This is a genomic window from Sphingomonas sp. CFBP 13706 (assembly GCF_014842355.1).
In the GTDB taxonomy this organism is placed as follows: domain Bacteria; phylum Pseudomonadota; class Alphaproteobacteria; order Sphingomonadales; family Sphingomonadaceae; genus Sphingomonas; species Sphingomonas aerolata.
The window spans coordinates 110,093-126,995 of the sequence record NZ_JACYVM010000002.1 but is presented as its reverse complement, the minus strand read 5'-3'; the positions used below and the strand labels follow the sequence as shown (position 1 = coordinate 126,995).

Sequence of the window (16,903 nt, the reverse complement as noted above, 5' to 3'; positions counted from 1 at the left end):
AGGTGACGCCATGGTTCGAGGGTCAGTCCAGGTTCGGCCGCAGCCAGCGCTCCGCAATCGGCAGGTCGACGCCGCGCCGCGCCGCATAGTCTTCCAACTGGTCGCGACCGACGCGGGCGACACCAAAATACTCCGCCTGCGGGTGGCCGAAATAAAAGCCCGAGACGGCTGCGGTCGGGAACATCGCGAAGCTCTCGGTCAGTTCGAGCCCGGTCGCGGTCTCGGCATCGAGCAGGTCGAACAGGATCGGCTTGAGGCTGTGATCGGGGCATGCAGGATAGCCCGGCGCCGGGCGGATGCCGCGATACTGCTCCTTGATCAGCGCATCGTTGGTCAGCTGTTCCTCGGGCGCATAGCCCCACAGCTCCTGACGGACATGCTTGTGCAGCCGTTCGGCAAACGCCTCGGCGAAGCGATCGGCGAGCGCCTTGAGCAGGATGTCGTTGTAATCGTCATGCCCGGCCTTGAAGCGCGCGATATGCGCGTCGATCCCGTGGATGCCGACTGCAAACCCACCGAACCAGTCGCCTGCGGGATCGACGAAATCGGCGAGGCACATGGACGCGCGCCCCTCGCGCTTCGAAATCTGCTGGCGCAGCATCGGCAGGCGCACGTCCTCGTGCGGCATGTCGTGGCCGCGCGTGTGCGAGACGACCACATCGTCCCCCTCGCGCCGCGCCGGCCACAGCCCCACGACCCCGCGCGGCGTCAGCCATTTCTCCGCGACGATCGTGTCGAGCATCGCCTGCGCATCCGCATAGAGCGAACTCGCGCTCTCGCCGACGACCTCGTCGGTCAGGATCGCCGGGAAGTTGCCCGCCAGCTCCCAGGCGCGGAAGAACGGCGTCCAGTCGATATAGTCGCGCAGATCGGTCAAATCCCAGTCCGCGAACACATGGACGCCGGGCTTCGCGGGCGCACCGGGCTTCAACGCGAAGTCCGCGACGAACCCACGCTCGCGCGCCGTCTCGATCGGGATAAGCTCGCTCTGGCCCTTGTTGGCACGCGCCACCCTCACCGCTTCATATTCGTCCGCGGTCTTCGTCACGAACTCGTCGCGGATCGTGTCGCTGACGAGCGTCGACGCGACACCCACCGCGCGGCTCGCATCGAGCACATGCACCACCGGGCCGTCATAGGCGGGCGCGATCCTGAGCGCAGTATGCACTTTCGACGTGGTCGCACCACCGATCAGCAGCGGCATCGTCATGCCCGCGCGCTTCATCTCCTCGGCGACGGTCACCATCTCGTCAAGGCTCGGCGTGATGAGGCCCGACAGCCCGATCATGTCCGCGTCATTCTCGTTCGCGGCCTCGAGGATCTTCGACCACGGGACCATGACGCCCAGATCGACCACGTCGAAGCCGTTGCACTGGAGCACCACGCCAACGATGTTCTTGCCGATGTCATGCACGTCGCCCTTGACCGTCGCCATGATGATCTTGCCCTTGCCGCGCGCGCCGGGCTCCTTGGCCGCCTCGATGTACGGCAGCAGATGCGCGACCGCCTTCTTCATCACGCGCGCCGATTTCACGACCTGCGGGAGGAACATCTTGCCGCTGCCGAACAGGTCGCCGACGACGTTCATCCCGTCCATCAGCGGCCCCTCGATCACCTCGATCGGACGACCGCCATTGCCGTCGATGATCAGCCGCGCTTCCTCGGTATCCTCGACGACGTGGAGGTCGATGCCCTTGACCAGCGCATATTCGAGCCGCTTGTTGACGCCCAGCGAACGCCATTCGGCGGCCGCCTTCTCCGCGACGACATCAGTGCCGCGATAGCGCTCGGCGAGCTGGACGAGCCGCTCACCCGCTTCGGGATCCTTGTTGAGCACGACGTCCTCGACCGCCTGACGCAGCTCGGGGTCGATGTCGTCATAGATGTCGAGCTGGCCGGCGTTGACGATCGCCATGTCCATGCCCGCGGGGATCGCGTAATACAGGAACACGCTGTGCATCGCGCGGCGCACGGGCTCATTGCCGCGGAACGAGAAGCTGAAGTTCGACAGCCCGCCCGAGATATGGACGTGCGGGCAGCGCGCCTTTATCTCGCGGCACGCCTCGATGAAGTCGACGCCGTAATTATCGTGCTCCTCGATCCCCGTCGCGACCGCGAAGACGTTGGGATCGAAGATGATATCCTCGGGCGGAAAACCGATCCCAACGAGCAGCTTGTAGGCGCGCTCGCAGATCTCGACCTTGCGGTCCTTGGTGTCCGCCTGCCCGACCTCGTCGAACGCCATCACGACCACCGCGGCGCCGTATGCCATGCACTTCTTGGCCTGGCTGAGGAACTGCTCCTCGCCCTCCTTCATGCTGATCGAATTGACGATCGGCTTGCCGCTGACGCATTTCAGCCCCGCCTCGATCACGCTCCATTTCGAGCTGTCGACCATGAACGGGATGCGCGCGATGTCGGGTTCGGCGGCGATCAGCTTCAAGAACGTCGTCATCGCGTGGTGCGCGTCGAGCAGCCCCTCGTCCATGTTGACGTCGAGCACCTGTGCGCCGCTCTCGACCTGCTGGCGCGCGACCTCGACCGCGGCAGGATAGTCGCCCGCCATGATCAGCTTCTTGAAGCGGGCCGATCCGGTGACGTTGGTTCGCTCGCCGATGTTGACGAAGGACGTGGAGGAGGGAGTGGTCATCGGTTCATTTCTTCCCCCCCTCCCGCAAGCGGGAGGGGGTCGGGGGGTGGGCGCCCGGCATCCGCGGGCCTAGTCGTTGGGGGAGAGCGCGAGCCCACCCCCTGCCCCCTCCCGCTTGCGGGAGGGGAAGAAAGTCAGGCCGCCATCGTGAACGGTTCGAGCCCGGCAAGCTTGGTCCGCACCTCCGGCCGCGAGACCGCCCGCGGTTCCAGCCCGCGCACGCCGTCGGCCATCGCCTTGATATGCGCAGGGGTCGAGCCACAGCAGCCGCCGAGTACGTTGACCTGCTTGGCCACCGCCCATTCGCCGACCAGCCCGGCGGTCGTCGCCGGCATCTCGTCATATTCGCCGAGTTCGTTGGGCAGCCCGGCGTTCGGGTAGATCATGATCAGCGTGTCGGCGATGCCGGACAGGGTCTTCACATGCGGCCGCAGCTGCTCCGCACCGAACGAGCAGTTGAGCCCGATCGTGATCGGCTTAGCATGCCGCACCGCGTGCCAGAACGCCTCGACCGTGTGCCCCGACAGGTTGCGGCCCGACAGATCGGTCAGCGTCATCGACAGCATGATCGGCACGTCGCGCCCCAGGTCGTCGCCCGCCTCGATCGCGGCCATGATCCCGGCCTTGGCGTTGAGCGTATCGAACACCGTCTCGATCAGGATGAAGTCGACGCCGACCCCCTCGCCGCCCTCGAGCAGCGCGTCGATCTGTTCGCGGTAGACGCCCTTCAGGTAATCGAAATCGATCTCGCGATAGCCGGGATCGTTGACGTCGGGGGACAGCGACAGCGTCTTGTTCGTCGGCCCGATCGCGCCGGCCACGAACCGCGGCCGGCCGTCCTTCGCCTCATATTCGGTCGCAAGCGCCCGTGCGATCTTCGCGCTTTCGACGTTGATCGCGCGGACCAGATGCTCGGCGCCGTAATCCGCCTGGCTGATGATGTTCGCGCTGAACGTATTGGTCGAGACGATGTCCGACCCCGCGTCGAGATATTCGCGCGTGATCGTCTGGGGCACGTCCGGCCTGGTAATCGCCAGAATGTCGTTATTGCCCTTCTGGTCGTGGCTGAGCCCGAGGTCGCCCGCATAGGCCGCCTCGTCGAGCTTCCAGTTCTGGATCTCGGTGCCGAACGCGCCGTCGGTGATCAGGATGCGCTTGGCGGCTTCCGCGTTGAAACGTTCACGTGGTGTCATCGATTGGACTCCCCCCTCCCGCAAAGCGGGAGGGGTCGGGGGGTGGGCGCCCGCTATCCTCGGGCGGTATCGTTGGGGGCGAACGCGAGCCCACCCCCTGCCCCTCCCGCCTGCGGGAGGGGTGATGAATTATGCCGCGGCGACCTTTTCGCTCGGCTTCGCGCGGACGCCGAGCATGTGACAGATAGCATAGGCGAGTTCGGCGCGGTTGAGCGTGTAGAAGTGGAAATCCTTCACGCCGCCGGCATAGAGCCGCCGGCACATCTCGGCCGCGATCGTCGCCGCGACCAGCTGTCGGGCCGCAGGGTGGTCGTCGAGCCCCTCGAACAGCCGGTCCATCCAGGCCGGGATCTCCGCCCCGCACGCGCTCGCGAACTTGCGCGTCTGCGCGACGTTCGAGACCGGGAGGATACCCGGCAGGATCTGCGCGGTGATTCCCGCTGCGGCCACCCGGTCGCGGAACCGGAAATAGGCTTCCGGCGAGAAGAAGAACTGCGTGATCGCCCGCGTCGCGCCCGCGTCGAGCTTGCGCTTGAGGTTGTCGAGATCGACGTCATGCCCGCCGGATTCGGGGTGGCATTCGGGATAGGCGGCGACCGAAATCTCGAACGGGTGCAGCCGCGCCAGCCCGGCGACCAGCGCCGCCGCATTCTCATACCCGCCGGGATGCGCCCGATAGGGCTGACCCAGCGTCGGCATGTCGCCGCGCAGCGCGACGATGTGCCGTACGCCCGCCGCCCAATATTCCTCGGCAACCTGATCGATCTCGGCCTTGGTCGCCTCGACGCAGGTCAGGTGCGCGGCAGCATTCATCGACGTCTCGCGCTGGATCCGCGCAACGGTCGCGTGCGTCCGCTCGCGCGTCGACCCGCCCGCGCCATAGGTCACCGACACGAAATCGGGACCGAGCGGCTCGAGCGTGCGGATCGCATCCCAAAGCTGGGCGTCCATCTTGTCGCTCTTGGGCGGAAAGAACTCGAAGCTGATCCCCACGTCACCCGCCAGATCAGCAAAGAGCGGCTCTTCGAGCGCACGCCGCGCCTCGGCCAGTTGGGGAATAGTGATTGTCGTCATGCCGCCTTCACCTCACGCAAACTCAGGCCAATCCTGCGGCCGAGCCATAATTTCACCGTCAGCTCACCGCCCTCGAGCGTCTCGACGCGCGCGGTCTGCAAACCGGCCGCGTCGAACCAAGCCGTCATCTGATCGTCGGCAAAGCCGAGACGCGTATGCGCATCGCTCAACCGCAATTCCTCGCGGTCGTGGCTCGCAAAATCCGCGATCAGCAACCGCCCGCCCGGCGCCAGCACGCGTGCCGCCTCGCGGACCGCGGCGCCCGGCTGCTGTGCGAAATGGAGCACGTGATGCAGGATCGCGACGTCCGCCGCCCCGTCGTCGAGCGGCAGGGCGTACAGATCCGCCTGCCGTAATTCGGCATGCGCCATGTCGTGCAGCTTGGCGCGCGCCAGGCGCAGCATCTCCGAACTGCGATCGATCCCCAGCGCCAGCCGGGCATGTCCACCGAACAGCTCGAGCATCCGGCCCGTCCCCGTGCCGATGTCGATCAGCGTCCCGACCCTCGCATCGCCGAGCATCGCCGCCATCGCCGCCTCGACCTCGCTTTCGGCGACGTGCAGCGAACGGATCGCATCCCATTCGTCGGCATGCCCCTCGAACCACGCCGCCGCGCTCGCCGCCCGATCGGCGCGCACCGCAGCAAGCCGCGCCGCGTCGGCAACCGCCCAGTGATCGGGTTCAGCCTTGGCCCAGCTATCGAGAGCGGCAGCGACCGGATCGACGACATCGCTGCGCCCCACGCCGACGAACACCCAGCTGCCCTCCTTGCGACGCTCCGCCAGACCGGCATCGCACAGGATCTTCACATGGCGCGACACGCGTGGCTGGCTCTGCCCGAGCACCTGCGCGAGTTCGCCAACCGACAGCTCCATGCGACGCAGAAGCGCGAGAATGCGCAATCGGGTCGCATCCGCCATCGCACGGAAGATTTCGAGCGCCATCGTCATGAGAAGTCATATAAAGAATTCTTTATATGAGGTCAACGCAGGCCGTAGCGTGTCGCTGGAGGAATGCTGGCCTTAGGTACGTCCCGACCTCGACGGATCGGAAACGCTTGGCCGGCGTTCGAACACGCGATGAACTGGAAAGCGTCCGGCTCACAAGCGTCAGGTCCGCCCGGATCGACGCCGAATTTGACGATGGGAGTGTTATTCATGAAGAAGTTTCTGATCCCCGCGCTGGTCCTGACGGCCGGCCTCGCAGCGTGCAGCAACAATGCGCAGAACGAGACCGCGGAAGCGGCGAACGCCATCGCGGCCGACGCAAGCGCGACGACCCAGAACGCGGTCGCCGATGTCGATGCCGCCAGCGACCGTGCGCTCGGCTCGGCTGAGGCGTCGCTCGACAATGCCGGTGCGCGCATGGACAACGCCGCTGACCGTCTCGACGCCAGTGCCGACCGCGCCGGCGAGCGCGCAGAGGCCAATGCCGACCGTGCGGGTGCTGCGATCAACAACAGCGCCGACCGCGCAGCAGACGCGACGGGTAACGCACTGACCCGCGCCGGCAACGCGATCAAGGACTGATCCCCGTCACGGATCGCCCCGCACCGCGTCGTCCGACGGCGATCCGGTCGATGGTCCTGCGGTCCCGGCCTGCCTGGTCGGGACGCGGACTCTCGGCAGGAGTCGCTTCTGGCGGCCGGCTCGGGGCGGTTCTGTCTCTGGCCCTGCTGGGCGCCTGTTCCCCGACCCCGGAACAACCCGGCGCGGTCACGAGGGACGAGGCAGCGCAACTTAACGATGCCGCGACCATGCTCGACGCGAACAGCATGCGCCCCGACGGCCCGCCCCCTGTTGGCAACTCGACCGCCAACGGCACGACACCGTCCCCTTCCTCTTCGCAAAGCGACCAGCCTCAATGATGAATCGCCGCCTCGGCTCGACCGATCTCAAGATCGCCCCCCTCGTTCTCGGGGGGAATGTGTTCGGATGGACAGCGGACAAGACTGCCAGCTTTGCGGTCCTCGACGCGTTCGTCGCGGGTGGCGGGACGATGATCGACACTGCCGACATGTATTCGTCATGGGTAGACGGCCATGAGGGTGGCGAATCCGAAACGATGATCGGCGACTGGCTGCGGACGAGCGGCAGGCGCGATGACGTGCTGATCGCGACCAAGGTCGGCATGTTGCCGGGTGAAGGCGGCGAAAAACTCCAGCCGGCGCGTATCGCGGCAGCGGCCGAAGCATCGCTCAAGCGTCTCGGCACGGATCGCATCGATCTCTATTACGCGCATCAGGATGACGACACGGTACCGCAGGAGGCTGTCCTCGAGGCCTTCGGCAAGCTCGTCGATGCCGGAAAGGTGCGCGTCATCGGCGCGTCGAACTTCCACGCCGCACGCCTGAAATCCGCGGTGGACGCCGCAAAGGCCAGCGACCTGCCGCGCTATCATGTGCTCCAGCCCGAATATAATCTTGTCAGCCGCGACAAGTTCGAAGGCGAACTGCAGGACTATTGCGTGACCGAGAATATCGGCGTTCTTCCCTATTACGGCCTCGCGTCGGGCTTCCTCACCGGCAAATACTGCACGCCCGACGATCTGGGCGCAAGCGTTCGCGGCGGTGGCATGCGCGACCTCCTCGACGGAAAGGGGAAGGCAGTCCTCGAGGCGATGGATGCGGTCGTCTCTGACACGGCCGCCAGCCACGCGCAGGTCGCGCTCGCGTGGCTCCTGGCACAGCCCGGGATCACCGCACCGATCGCGAGTGCGACCAGCGCGCGTCAGATCGAGGATCTTCTGCCCGCCATGACGCTTGAGCTATCTGACGAGCACCTTTCGGCGTTGACGCTGGCGGGGGCGTGATGCGTCCCGCGCCCGGGTGACCGGGCGCGGTCTATGCCTCAGCGCAAATGGTTCACCAGGTTCGAATAGTCGTAGGGTTTCTGGAAGAAGGCGACGCCATCGGGCAGACCTGCGGCTTTGCTCGGCCGCTGGCCGGACGTGACGACGACTTGGATCTGCGGCCAGCGCCGGCGAATGATCGCGGCGAGGGCCAGCCCGTCCATCGAGCCCGGCATGTCGATATCGGTAAAAACCGCCGCGACATCGTCACGCGACGTGAGGATCGCCATGGCCTCGTCCGCATCGTCGGCGACGAGCGTCGACAGTCCGGCATCCTCGATCCGCGCCGTTGCGGTGATTTGAACAAGCAGATGATCTTCGACGATCAGAACGATCCCCGCAGCGGGGCGTCTGATCAATGGCGGTGCGAACAATGGAAACCCCATACACAAATTCAGGGTCGGCTCACGATCGGCCCGCCTGAGGCAGGTCGGGACGCGTGAGGCGCGAACCCGCTATGAACGGTCGGCGGCGAATTCGGACGCATCGCCGACGCGGATTTTCGTCGCATCACATGCGTCCTGTCGCATTCCTGGCGCGTCCAGCCGTATAGGCGTTCAGTCGCCGACGAACGTCAGTGCCGAAGTGCGACGCTCGCGTTCGTTGACGATCAACGCGCGGCCTGCGGGGGCTGCGGAACGCTGCGGGCAATCCGCGCGGAAGCATCCGCGACAGCCGATGCCGATCGGCATGGCCGCGCCGGTCAGATCGATACCGCTCGCAGCGACAAGCCCGCGCGCAAGCGCCGCCTCGACCCCCAGTCCGATCGCGAACTCGGCGCGTACCGCCCCGAAGCGACGCCCCTGCGGCCGCACCGTCCGCGCCATCGTCAGCCAGCGCGCACCGTCCTCCATCTCGACCAGCTGCACCACCAGGTCCCCCGGACGATCGAACGCGTGATGGAGTTGCCACAGCGGGCACCGGCCCTCCGCCTCGACCAGTGCCGCGCCGCTCGCGCCGGGATAGCGCTTCGACGCCTGCCCGGCGCGGTCGATCCGGATCATGAAGAAGGGAAGCCCCCGCGCGCCCACCCGCTGCAACGTCGTCAGCCGGTGCGCGACCTGCTCGAACCCTGCGCCGAACCGTCGCTGCAGCAGCTCGATATCGTAGCCGGTCGCCTCGCACCCGCGCAGGAACCGCGCATAGGGCATCATCACCGCCGCCGCGAAATAGCTGAGCAGATGGCGTCGATACAGCCGTTCGGCAGCGCGGTCGGTGAAGCCTGCGGCCTTGGCCAGCGCATCGACCTCCGCCTGCGCCTCGATCTGGCCAAGCTGGAACGCGACCGCGAACGTCCGTGAGGCGGGATCGAGCACCTCGCTCAGTTGCAGCTGCCGGGCATGGAGATCGAGCCGCCGCAACGTGTCGGGCAGCACGTCGGCAGGCAGGACGCGGATCGTGATGCCGTGTTTGGCGCGCAGACGCTCGGTGATCGCCCCGTAAAGGTCGCCGGCACCCAGCCGCAGCTCGTCCGCCAGCGCTTCGGCGGCGGCGTCGAGATCGGCAAAGTGATTCCGCCACCGCTCGATCTCGCGGCGCACCAGCGCGACCGGGTCGTCGGATGGCGCAATCGCACCATCCCCCTCCCCCATCCGGTCGAACACGCGGGCAAAGGCCTCGGCACCACCGGGCGCGCTGGCCAGCCATTCCTCGACCTCGTTGCGGTCGATCGCCAGGTCGGCGAACATGGGGTGCGCCAGACGGCGGCGGATCGCCTCCGAACCGCCGCCCGGTTCGGCCGCTGCCAGCGTCCGTGGATCGAAATCGAAGCTTTCCGCCAGTTTGATCAATAGCGTTGCGGAGATCGGCCGCTGGTTGCGCTCGACCAGATTAAGGTAGCTGGGGCTGATCGAGAGCATCTCCGCCATCGCTGCCTGGGTCAGTCCGGCACCGCGTCGCAGCCGCCTGATCGCGTGCCCTGCCAGTAATTTGCGCTCGGCCATTCCGCCTCCCCGTCCTTGTCACGATAGTTACAGAGAGACAGGGTCCGCGCAACGCCCAACGACAGCACAACCCGGCCAGGCTGCCGCTCACGCTTCCAAACCCCGCAATTCTCAGGCTTTATGATGCCATCGCCGCCCCGGTTGCTCGAGTTTGTAAACGGGGAGACACATTCGCCATGAAGGAGATGGGCATGACGACCGAACCAATGCGCGCCCGCGCCGTTTTCTCGACCGCAGATTTCGAATTGCTCAAGGAAGCGATTGGCGAATTGATCACCAAGGTCTCGGTCGACGACGTCAAATTGAGCCGCCTTAGCGCGCTGTATCACCGGCTCGGCCGGCTCGGCTGACCGCCACCGTTCGACGGGCATTTCGCCAACAGGCGCGCACGTCGGACCGAGCGATTTCCTGGGGAGGAAAAGGGCCCATTGGTGCACAGGCATCGATGGGCTTTTCCGCGTCTGGCCGACGCCGCCGTCCTCGCCTAGGAGGCGGTATGGCCGATGGAATTCTCAACAAGATCAAGGACGATATCGTCCTTTACGGCGCACTTGCCGCCAATCTCGGCATCGCCGTCGCAAAGTTCGTCGCCGCGGGGCTGACCGGCTCGTCGTCGATGCTGACCGAGGGTGTCCATTCGCTGGTCGACAGCGGCAATCAGATCCTGCTGCTGTACGGGCAATCGCGGGCGAAGCAGCCGGCGGATGCCGCCCACCCGTTCGGCTATGGCCGCGAGCTCTATTTCTGGGCGTTCGTCGTCGCGATCCTGATCTTCGCGGTGGGCGCGGGCGTGTCGATCTATGAAGGGTATCGGCACATGCTGCGGCCCGAGCCGCTGTCCGACCCTCTCATCGCCTATATCGTTCTGGGCGTCGCGGTTCTACTCGAGGGTACCAGCTGGACGATCGCAGTTCGCGAATTCGCCAAGTCCAAGGGGGATTCGGGCTGGTGGACCGCGATCCACCGCTCGAAGGACCCGGCAGGCTTCATCGTCCTGTTCGAGGATTCGGCGGCGCTGGCCGGGCTGCTGATCGCCGGGCTCGGCATCTGGGCCAGCCACGCCTTTGCCGACCCCCGGATCGACGGCGTCGCGTCGATCCTGATCGGCCTGATCCTCGCGCTCGTCGCGGTGATCCTGGCACGCGAATCGAAGGGGCTGCTGATCGGCGAGCGTGCGGACTCCGCCGTGATCGCGACGATTCGCGGCATCGTCGCAGCGCACCCTGGAATCGCCGCGGTGAACCATGTCCGGACGATCCACACCGCGCCCGACAGCATCTTCGCCGCGATCAGCGCGGACTTTGTCGACACGCTGACGATGGGCGAAGGCGAGACGATGATCGAGGCGATGGAAGGCGAGCTCCGCGCTGCGGTGCCCATGCTCGCCTCGATCTATATCCGTCCCGAAAAGCGCGAGAACGCCGTCGTGGTTCACGAGGGCGTCCCGGAGGATCAATAGGCGCGGGCGATCAGGATCCGCTCGACCGCAGGCTGGCCGGTAAAGATGCAGGCGCCATCGTCGCATCCGGTCTGGCCGATCGGCGCGTTGCGGATCGTCAGCTTGAGCGCCTTCAACCGCTCGACGACCGAGTCGAGCGCCGCGCCGGTCGGCTTCGCCCAGCGCACATCGACCCAGCCCGGGTTCTTCACGCCATCGGCAAAATGCGTCTCGAGCGCCGCAAAGTCGTCGATCGGCACGATGTTCGCGCGCAGCCGCTCCATCGACTCGACGTGCAACGCCCCCTGCACGTCCGCCAGCACGCCCGACACCGCTTCGACAAAGGCATCGCGCGGGGTCGCGACGCTGTCGAGCTTGCCGTCCTCGCGGTAGAGCCGGTCGCGGCGGATGACCGAGACGTTGCCGCCCGCCATGTCGCGGCCGCCGACCTCGATCACGATCGGTGCGCCCTTCTTGACCCAGCCCCAGCGCTTAGTCGCCGCCTTGGCGGGTTTCAGATCGAGCAGCGCACGAACCGGCTCGCCGAGTGCGGACTGCTTGGCAAGTTCGGCCTGAAGCGACTTGCAATAGTCGACGATCGCCGCGTCGTCGGGATTGTCGCGCAGCATCGGCACGATCACCACCTGCCACGGCGCGATCATCGGCGGCACGCGCAGGCCGTCGTCGTCGCCGTGAACCATGATGACGCCGCCGATCATCCGCGTCGACACGCCCCAGCTGGTGGTGTTGGCGAGTTCGAACTCGCCGGCTGCGTTCTGGAAGCGGATATTCTGTGCCGAGGCGAAATTGGTGCCGAGGAAATGCGAGGTGCCCGCCTGGAGCGCCTTGCCGTCCTGCATCATCGCCTCGATCGAATAGGTCGCGACCGCGCCCGGGAAGCGCTCATTCTCGGGCTTCTCGCCCGCGATCACGTGGAGGCCGAGGCACTCTTCGGCGAAGTCGCGGTAGACTTCGAGCATCTTGAGCGTCTCTTCACGCGCCTCGTCGACGGTCGCGTGCGCGGTATGCCCCTCCTGCCAGAGGAACTCGCTGGTGCGCAGGAACATACGCGTGCGCATTTCCCAGCGGACGACATTGGCCCACTGGTTGATCAGCACGGGCAGGTCGCGCCACGACTGGACCCAGCGCGCGAATGCGGCGCCGATGACCATCTCGGACGTGGGGCGCACGACCAGCGGCTCCTCGAGCTTGGCGTCGGGATCGGGCACGAGTCGGCCATAGCCATCCGCCTTCAACCTGTGATGCGTGACGACCGCCATTTCCTTGGCGAACCCGTCGACATGCTCGGCCTCCTTCTCGAAATAGGAGAGCGGGATGAAGAGCGGGAAATAGCAGTTCTCATGCCCCGTCGCCTTGATCCGGTCGTCGAGCAGACGCTGGATCCGCTCCCAGATGCCATAGCCCCAGGGGCGGATGACCATGCAGCCGCGGACGCCCGATTCCTCGGCGAGATCGGCCTCGGTGATGACGGCCTGGTACCAGGCGGAGAAATCCGCCTCGCGGGTGACGGGGAGTGCGCGCTTTATCATGGCGTCGCGGATAGCGGGTGCGACTGGGTTCGTCACTATGCGTTGCGGCGTGGATCCCACGCTCCGCCGTCATCCTGACGAAAGTCAGGATCCAAGATACCACCCGTAGCGCTTCTGGCTCTGGATCCTGACTTTCGTCAGGATGACGGATGTTTCGGGTGGGATCGCGGGCGCGGTTTGCGTAGGTGCAGGCAATGCCTTCAGACCGCATCCTTCCCGCCATCGGTATGCGGTTGCTGTCGGTCGTGATCTTCGCGCTGATGAACACCGCGATCAAACTGGCCGAACGCCACGGCGCGAGCGTGTCGGAGATCCTGTTCTTCCGCCAGTTCGGCGCGTGCCTGCTGGTGTCGGCCGTCATCACCGCCGGACCCGGCCTGCCCTCGATCGCGACGAACCGCCTCCCCGCGCACATCATCCGCGCGGTCGTCGGGCTGTCGGCGATGGCGTTCACCTTCAACGGGATCGTCGCGCTGCCGCTGGCCGAAGCGACGACGATCGGCTTCACCGTGCCGATCTTCGCCACGATCCTCGGGGCACTGGTGCTGCGCGAGCCGACCGGCTGGCATCGCTGGGCGGCGGTGGCGGCGGGGTTTGCGGGCGTGCTGATCGTCGCGCAGCCCGGTAGCGGCGATCATTTTCCGTTATGGGGCGCGGGCTGTGCGCTGGCGGGCGCGTTCGGGACCGCGAGCGTGTCGATCCTGCTCCGGCAGATCGGCAAGACCGAGAGCGCGCTGACGACGGTGTTCTGGTTCTCCGCGCTGTCGCTGGTGCCGCTGTCGGTGATCTACGCGCGCGCAGCGGAGTCACATGGTTTCGTGACCTGGGCATGCCTTGCGAGCGTCGGGATCTTCGGGGGCCTCGCGCAGATCGCGATGACGACCTCGTTGCGGCTCGGGCCGGTGTCGGTGGTGGTGCCGATGGATTATTCGAGCCTGTTATGGGCGACATTGCTCGGCTGGCTGGTGTTCGACACGCTGCCCGCCGAGGCGACGTGGTTCGGCGCACCGGTCATCGTCGCGAGCGGACTGTACATCGTCTGGCGCGAACATGTCCGCCGCCAGGACGAAACCGACCGCGCGATCGCCTGACGGACCTCATCTCCGTCATCCTGACGAAAGTCAGGATGACGGAGCGCGTAATGCGCGCTCCGTCTCCGCCATGCTTCGGGAAGCCGGGGTGTCGCTGGCTCGGGGCCTACTCCGCCGCCTGCGCAAGCGGTGCGGGATCCTTCCAGACCAGCACCGGTTTGCGTGCCGCGAGCGTCTCGTCGAGGCGCGCGCGGGGGGCGAAGTGCGGGGCGGTCTTGAGGCTGGGGTCGCCCGCCTTGGCGCGTTCGGCGACCGATCGCAGTGCGGCGATGAACTGGTCGAGCGCCGCCTTCGATTCGGTCTCGGTCGGCTCGACCAGCATCGCGCCGTGGACGACGAGCGGGAAGTACATCGTCATCGGGTGGAAACCCTCGTCGATCAGCCCCTTGGCGATGTCGATCGTCGAGAAGCCCTCGGCGAGACCCGAATCGGAGAACAGCGCCTCGTGCATGCATGGACCCGACGGGCCGAACGGCGCGTCGAGCGTCTCGTCGAGGCTGCGCAGGATGTAGTTCGCGTTGAGCACCGCATCTTCCGACACCTGGCGCAGGCCATCGGCGCCGTGGCTGAGGATGTAGGTCAGCGCGCGCGTGAACATGCCCATCTGGCCGTGGAACGCGACCATCCGGCCAAAGCTGCCGGCATGATGTTCGCCTGCGGTTTCCTCCTCGACGAGGACAAAAGTCTCGCCCTGCTTTTCGACGAACGGCAGCGGCGCGTAGGGCGTGAGCGCCGCCGAGAACACCACCGGACCCGAACCTGGACCACCGCCGCCATGCGGGGTCGAGAAGGTCTTGTGCAGGTTGATGTGCATCGCATCGATGCCGAGATCGCCTGGGCGGACGCGGCCGACGATCGCGTTGAAGTTCGCGCCGTCGCAATAGACGAAACCGCCCGCCGCATGCACTGCGTCCGAAATCTCGCGCATGTCGCGCTCGAACAGCCCGCAGGTGTTGGGGTTGGTGATCATCACGCCCGCGACGTCGGGGCCGAGCCGGGCCTTCAGCGCTTCGGTGTCGACGCGACCCTCGGCGGTGGCGGGGATATCCTCGACGCTATAGCCGGCGAACGCGGCGGTCGCGGGGTTGGTGCCGTGCGCGCTCTCGGGAACGAGGATGACCTTGCGGTGCCCCTCACCCTTGGCTTCGAGCGCGGCGCGGATCGCGAGGATCCCGCACAGCTCGCCATGCGCGCCCGCCTTGGGGCTCATCGCGACCGAGGTCATGCCGGTGAGCGTGACGAGCCAGTGCGCGAGCTGGTGGATGACCTCGAGCGCGCCCTGCACGGTATCGACCGGCTGGAGCGGGTGGACGTCGGAGAATCCGGGCAACCGTGCCATCTTCTCGTTGAGGCGCGGATTGTGCTTCATCGTGCAACTGCCGAGCGGGAAGAAGCCGAGATCGATGCCGTAATTCTGGCGCGACAGACGCGTGTAATGGCGGACGGTCTCGGGCTCCGACAGACCGGGGAGGCCGATCGGAGCCTTGCGTGCCAGCGCGCCGAGCTTGCTGGTCGTCGCGCGTGCGGGCGCGGCCGCGAAGTCGACGCCGGTGGTGTGGCTGTCGCCGATCTCGAAGATCAGCGCTTCCTCCAGCATCAGCGCCTTGTTGCCGGTGACGCTGGCGGGGACGTTACCCTTACCCTGCTCGGGCGCGGTCGGGCGCCAGCCGCTCTGGTTGATGCTCATGCCAGTATCTCCTGGAGTGCGGACGCAAGCGTTTCGACGTCCTCCGCGGTGGTCGTTTCGGTCACGGCGACGACGAGGCCGTTGGCGAGATCGTCCTTGCCCGGGTAAAGCCGCCCTAGCGAGACGCCCGCGAGGATGCCGCGGTCCGCGAGCGTGCGGACGACGGGGCGCGCCTCGACGGGCAGCTTCAGCGTGAATTCGTTGAAGAAGCTGTCGTTGATCAGTTCGACGCCGGGGATCTGCGACAGGCGCTCGGAAGCGGCCACGGCACCCGCATGGTTGATCTCGGCCAGCTCTCGCAGTCCCGCTTCGCCGAGCAGCGTCATGTGGATCGAGAAAGCCAGCGCGCACAGCCCCGAGTTGGTGCAGATGTTCGACGTCGCCTTTTCACGGCGAATATGCTGCTCGCGCGTCGACAGAGTCAGCACGAAGCCGCGGCGGCCATCGGCGTCGACGGTTTCGCCGCAAAGCCGGCCGGGCATCTGGCGGACATATTTGTCCTTGCACCCGAACAGGCCGACATAGGGCCCGCCGAACTGGAGGCCGACGCCGAGCGACTGCCCCTCGCCGACGACGATGTCCGCGTCCATCTCGCCGGGCGAGGTGATCGCGCCGAGCGCGACGGGCTCCGTGACGACCGCGATCAGCAGCGCCTTTTTCGCGTGGCACGCATCCGCGAGCGGACGCAGATCGGCGATGCGGCCGAGGATGTCGGGATACTGGACGACCACGCACGACGTGTCGTCGTCGATCTTCGCGATCAGCCGGTCGAGGTCCATTTCGGGCACCAGCCGCGGGTCGGTCGTGTCGAGCACGTCGCCGGTGAACTTGGCCATCGTGTTCGACACCGACACGTAATGCGGGTGCAGCCCCGCCGACAGGATCGCCTTGCCGCGCTTGGTGATGCGACGCGCCATCACGATCGCTTCCCAGCACGCGGTCGAGCCGTCGTACATCGACGCATTGGCGACGTCGGTGCCGAGCAGCCGCGCGACCTGCGTCTGGAACTCGAACAGCATCTGCAGCGTGCCCTGCGCAATCTCGGGCTGATACGGCGTGTAGGCGGTCAGGAACTCGCCGCGCTGGATCAGGTGATCGACGCTGGCAGGCACGTGATGCTTGTACGCGCCGCAGCCGAGGAAGAACGGCGCTTCGCCCGCGGTGAGGTTCTTCTTGGCGAGCGCCGACATGTGGCGTTCGACCGCCATTTCTGAGGCGTGCATCGGCAGGTCGCGGACGGGGCCGTCGAGGCGCGCGGCCTCGGGCACGTCGACGAACAGGTCGTCGATCGTCGCGGCACCGATGACGGCGAGCATCGCCTCGCGGTCGGGCTGGGTCAGGGGAAGGTAGCGCATGGAACTCTCCTTGCCCCTCCCCTTCAGGGGAGGGGTTGGGGGTGGGGCGTTTCCACAGGCGGCGCGTTTGGC

General features: G+C 66.5%; 14 protein-coding genes. 5 read left to right on the top strand and 9 right to left on the bottom strand.

Features of this window, described 5'->3' with window-relative positions; all coding sequences use genetic code 11:
- Positions 1-22: 22 nt before the first annotated feature.
- The 4 genes from metH to IFS44_RS03960 all read right to left on the bottom strand — a co-directional run bounded on the left by metH (position 23) and on the right by IFS44_RS03960 (position 5,867).
- Positions 23-2,650, bottom strand: a complete 2,628-nt coding sequence (metH, locus tag IFS44_RS03975; RefSeq protein ID WP_192097614.1) for a methionine synthase — start codon at positions 2,648-2,650, stop codon at positions 23-25.
- Between the two features lie 134 nt (positions 2,651-2,784).
- Positions 2,785-3,843 carry a homocysteine S-methyltransferase family protein gene (locus IFS44_RS03970; protein ID WP_031396518.1) on the bottom strand — a complete coding sequence of 353 codons (1,059 nt, stop codon included), beginning with the start codon at positions 3,841-3,843 and terminating at the stop codon, positions 2,785-2,787.
- A gap of 129 nt (positions 3,844-3,972) precedes the next feature.
- Positions 3,973-4,917, bottom strand: a complete 945-nt coding sequence (gene metF / locus IFS44_RS03965; RefSeq protein WP_192097613.1) for a methylenetetrahydrofolate reductase [NAD(P)H] — start codon at positions 4,915-4,917, stop codon at positions 3,973-3,975.
- Positions 4,914-5,867 (bottom strand): ArsR/SmtB family transcription factor, encoded by a 954-nt coding sequence (locus IFS44_RS03960; protein WP_031441608.1) that lies wholly within the window; start codon positions 5,865-5,867, stop codon positions 4,914-4,916. Before IFS44_RS03960 ends, metF begins: the two co-directional genes overlap by 4 nt.
- A 207-nt stretch (positions 5,868-6,074) precedes the next feature.
- On the opposite strand from IFS44_RS03960, the gene IFS44_RS03955 reads away from it, so the two are divergent.
- Together IFS44_RS03955 and IFS44_RS03950 are read left to right on the top strand one after the other, a co-directional pair.
- Positions 6,075-6,446: a hypothetical protein gene (locus IFS44_RS03955; RefSeq protein ID WP_031396521.1), complete on the top strand. Its 372-nt coding sequence runs from the start codon at positions 6,075-6,077 to the stop codon at positions 6,444-6,446.
- Positions 6,447-6,780: 334 nt separating this feature from the next.
- The gene (locus tag IFS44_RS03950; protein ID WP_192097612.1) at positions 6,781-7,728 is read left to right on the top strand and encodes an aldo/keto reductase; all 948 of its coding nucleotides are present in this window, start codon (positions 6,781-6,783) and stop codon (positions 7,726-7,728) included.
- A gap of 38 nt (positions 7,729-7,766) precedes the next feature.
- On the opposite strand, the gene IFS44_RS03945 is transcribed toward IFS44_RS03950, so the two are convergent.
- Both IFS44_RS03945 and IFS44_RS03940 read right to left on the bottom strand, forming a co-directional pair.
- Complete coding sequence (locus IFS44_RS03945) at positions 7,767-8,126, bottom strand: response regulator (protein ID WP_197977758.1); 360 nt, start codon at positions 8,124-8,126, stop codon at positions 7,767-7,769.
- A 198-nt stretch (positions 8,127-8,324) separates the two neighbouring features.
- Entirely contained in the window at positions 8,325-9,710 is a 1,386-nt protein-coding gene (locus IFS44_RS03940) for a helix-turn-helix domain-containing protein (RefSeq protein WP_192097610.1), read from the bottom strand.
- Between the two features lie 191 nt (positions 9,711-9,901).
- Here IFS44_RS03940 and IFS44_RS03935 point away from each other — a divergent pair, with 191 nt between their 5' ends.
- Both IFS44_RS03935 and IFS44_RS03930 read left to right on the top strand, forming a co-directional pair.
- Positions 9,902-10,060 carry a hypothetical protein gene (locus IFS44_RS03935; RefSeq protein WP_166746134.1) on the top strand — a complete coding sequence of 53 codons (159 nt, stop codon included), beginning with the start codon at positions 9,902-9,904 and terminating at the stop codon, positions 10,058-10,060.
- Positions 10,061-10,206: 146 nt separating this feature from the next.
- The gene (locus IFS44_RS03930; protein ID WP_192097609.1) at positions 10,207-11,169 is read left to right on the top strand and encodes a cation diffusion facilitator family transporter; all 963 of its coding nucleotides are present in this window, start codon (positions 10,207-10,209) and stop codon (positions 11,167-11,169) included.
- Here the strand turns inward: IFS44_RS03930 and IFS44_RS03925 are convergent.
- On the bottom strand, positions 11,163-12,698 hold the full coding sequence (locus IFS44_RS03925; RefSeq protein WP_192097608.1) for an aminoacyl--tRNA ligase-related protein: 1,536 nt from the start codon (positions 12,696-12,698) through the stop codon (positions 11,163-11,165). The two genes, IFS44_RS03930 and IFS44_RS03925, sit on opposite strands and share 7 nt — an antisense overlap.
- Positions 12,699-12,892: 194 nt before the next feature.
- Here IFS44_RS03925 and IFS44_RS03920 point away from each other — a divergent pair, with 194 nt between their 5' ends.
- Positions 12,893-13,789 (top strand): DMT family transporter, encoded by an 897-nt coding sequence (locus IFS44_RS03920; protein WP_192097607.1) that lies wholly within the window; start codon positions 12,893-12,895, stop codon positions 13,787-13,789.
- Between the two features lie 106 nt (positions 13,790-13,895).
- On the opposite strand, the gene gcvPB is transcribed toward IFS44_RS03920, so the two are convergent.
- Together gcvPB and gcvPA are read right to left on the bottom strand one after the other, a co-directional pair.
- Complete coding sequence (gcvPB, locus tag IFS44_RS03915; protein ID WP_192097606.1) at positions 13,896-15,476, bottom strand: aminomethyl-transferring glycine dehydrogenase subunit GcvPB; 1,581 nt, start codon at positions 15,474-15,476, stop codon at positions 13,896-13,898.
- Complete coding sequence (gcvPA, locus tag IFS44_RS03910) at positions 15,473-16,831, bottom strand: aminomethyl-transferring glycine dehydrogenase subunit GcvPA (protein WP_192097605.1); 1,359 nt, start codon at positions 16,829-16,831, stop codon at positions 15,473-15,475. Before gcvPA ends, gcvPB begins: the two co-directional genes overlap by 4 nt.
- Between the last annotated feature and the right edge of the window lie 72 nt (positions 16,832-16,903).

Coding starts and splice junctions, on each gene's coding strand:
- metH (WP_192097614.1), bottom strand. CDS start 2,650: ATGACCACTCCCTCCTCCACGTCCTTCGTCAACATCGGCGAGCGAACC.
- IFS44_RS03970 (WP_031396518.1), bottom strand. CDS start 3,843: ATGACACCACGTGAACGTTTCAACGCGGAAGCCGCCAAGCGCATCCTG.
- metF (WP_192097613.1), bottom strand. CDS start 4,917: ATGACGACAATCACTATTCCCCAACTGGCCGAGGCGCGGCGTGCGCTC.
- IFS44_RS03960 (WP_031441608.1), bottom strand. CDS start 5,867: ATGACGATGGCGCTCGAAATCTTCCGTGCGATGGCGGATGCGACCCGA.
- IFS44_RS03955 (WP_031396521.1), top strand. CDS start 6,075: ATGAAGAAGTTTCTGATCCCCGCGCTGGTCCTGACGGCCGGCCTCGCA.
- IFS44_RS03950 (WP_192097612.1), top strand. CDS start 6,781: ATGATGAATCGCCGCCTCGGCTCGACCGATCTCAAGATCGCCCCCCTC.
- IFS44_RS03940 (WP_192097610.1), bottom strand. CDS start 9,710: ATGGCCGAGCGCAAATTACTGGCAGGGCACGCGATCAGGCGGCTGCGA.
- IFS44_RS03935 (WP_166746134.1), top strand. CDS start 9,902: ATGACGACCGAACCAATGCGCGCCCGCGCCGTTTTCTCGACCGCAGAT.
- IFS44_RS03930 (WP_192097609.1), top strand. CDS start 10,207: ATGGCCGATGGAATTCTCAACAAGATCAAGGACGATATCGTCCTTTAC.
- IFS44_RS03925 (WP_192097608.1), bottom strand. CDS start 12,698: ATGATAAAGCGCGCACTCCCCGTCACCCGCGAGGCGGATTTCTCCGCC.
- IFS44_RS03920 (WP_192097607.1), top strand. CDS start 12,893: ATGCCTTCAGACCGCATCCTTCCCGCCATCGGTATGCGGTTGCTGTCG.
- gcvPB (WP_192097606.1), bottom strand. CDS start 15,476: ATGAGCATCAACCAGAGCGGCTGGCGCCCGACCGCGCCCGAGCAGGGT.
- gcvPA (WP_192097605.1), bottom strand. CDS start 16,831: ATGCGCTACCTTCCCCTGACCCAGCCCGACCGCGAGGCGATGCTCGCC.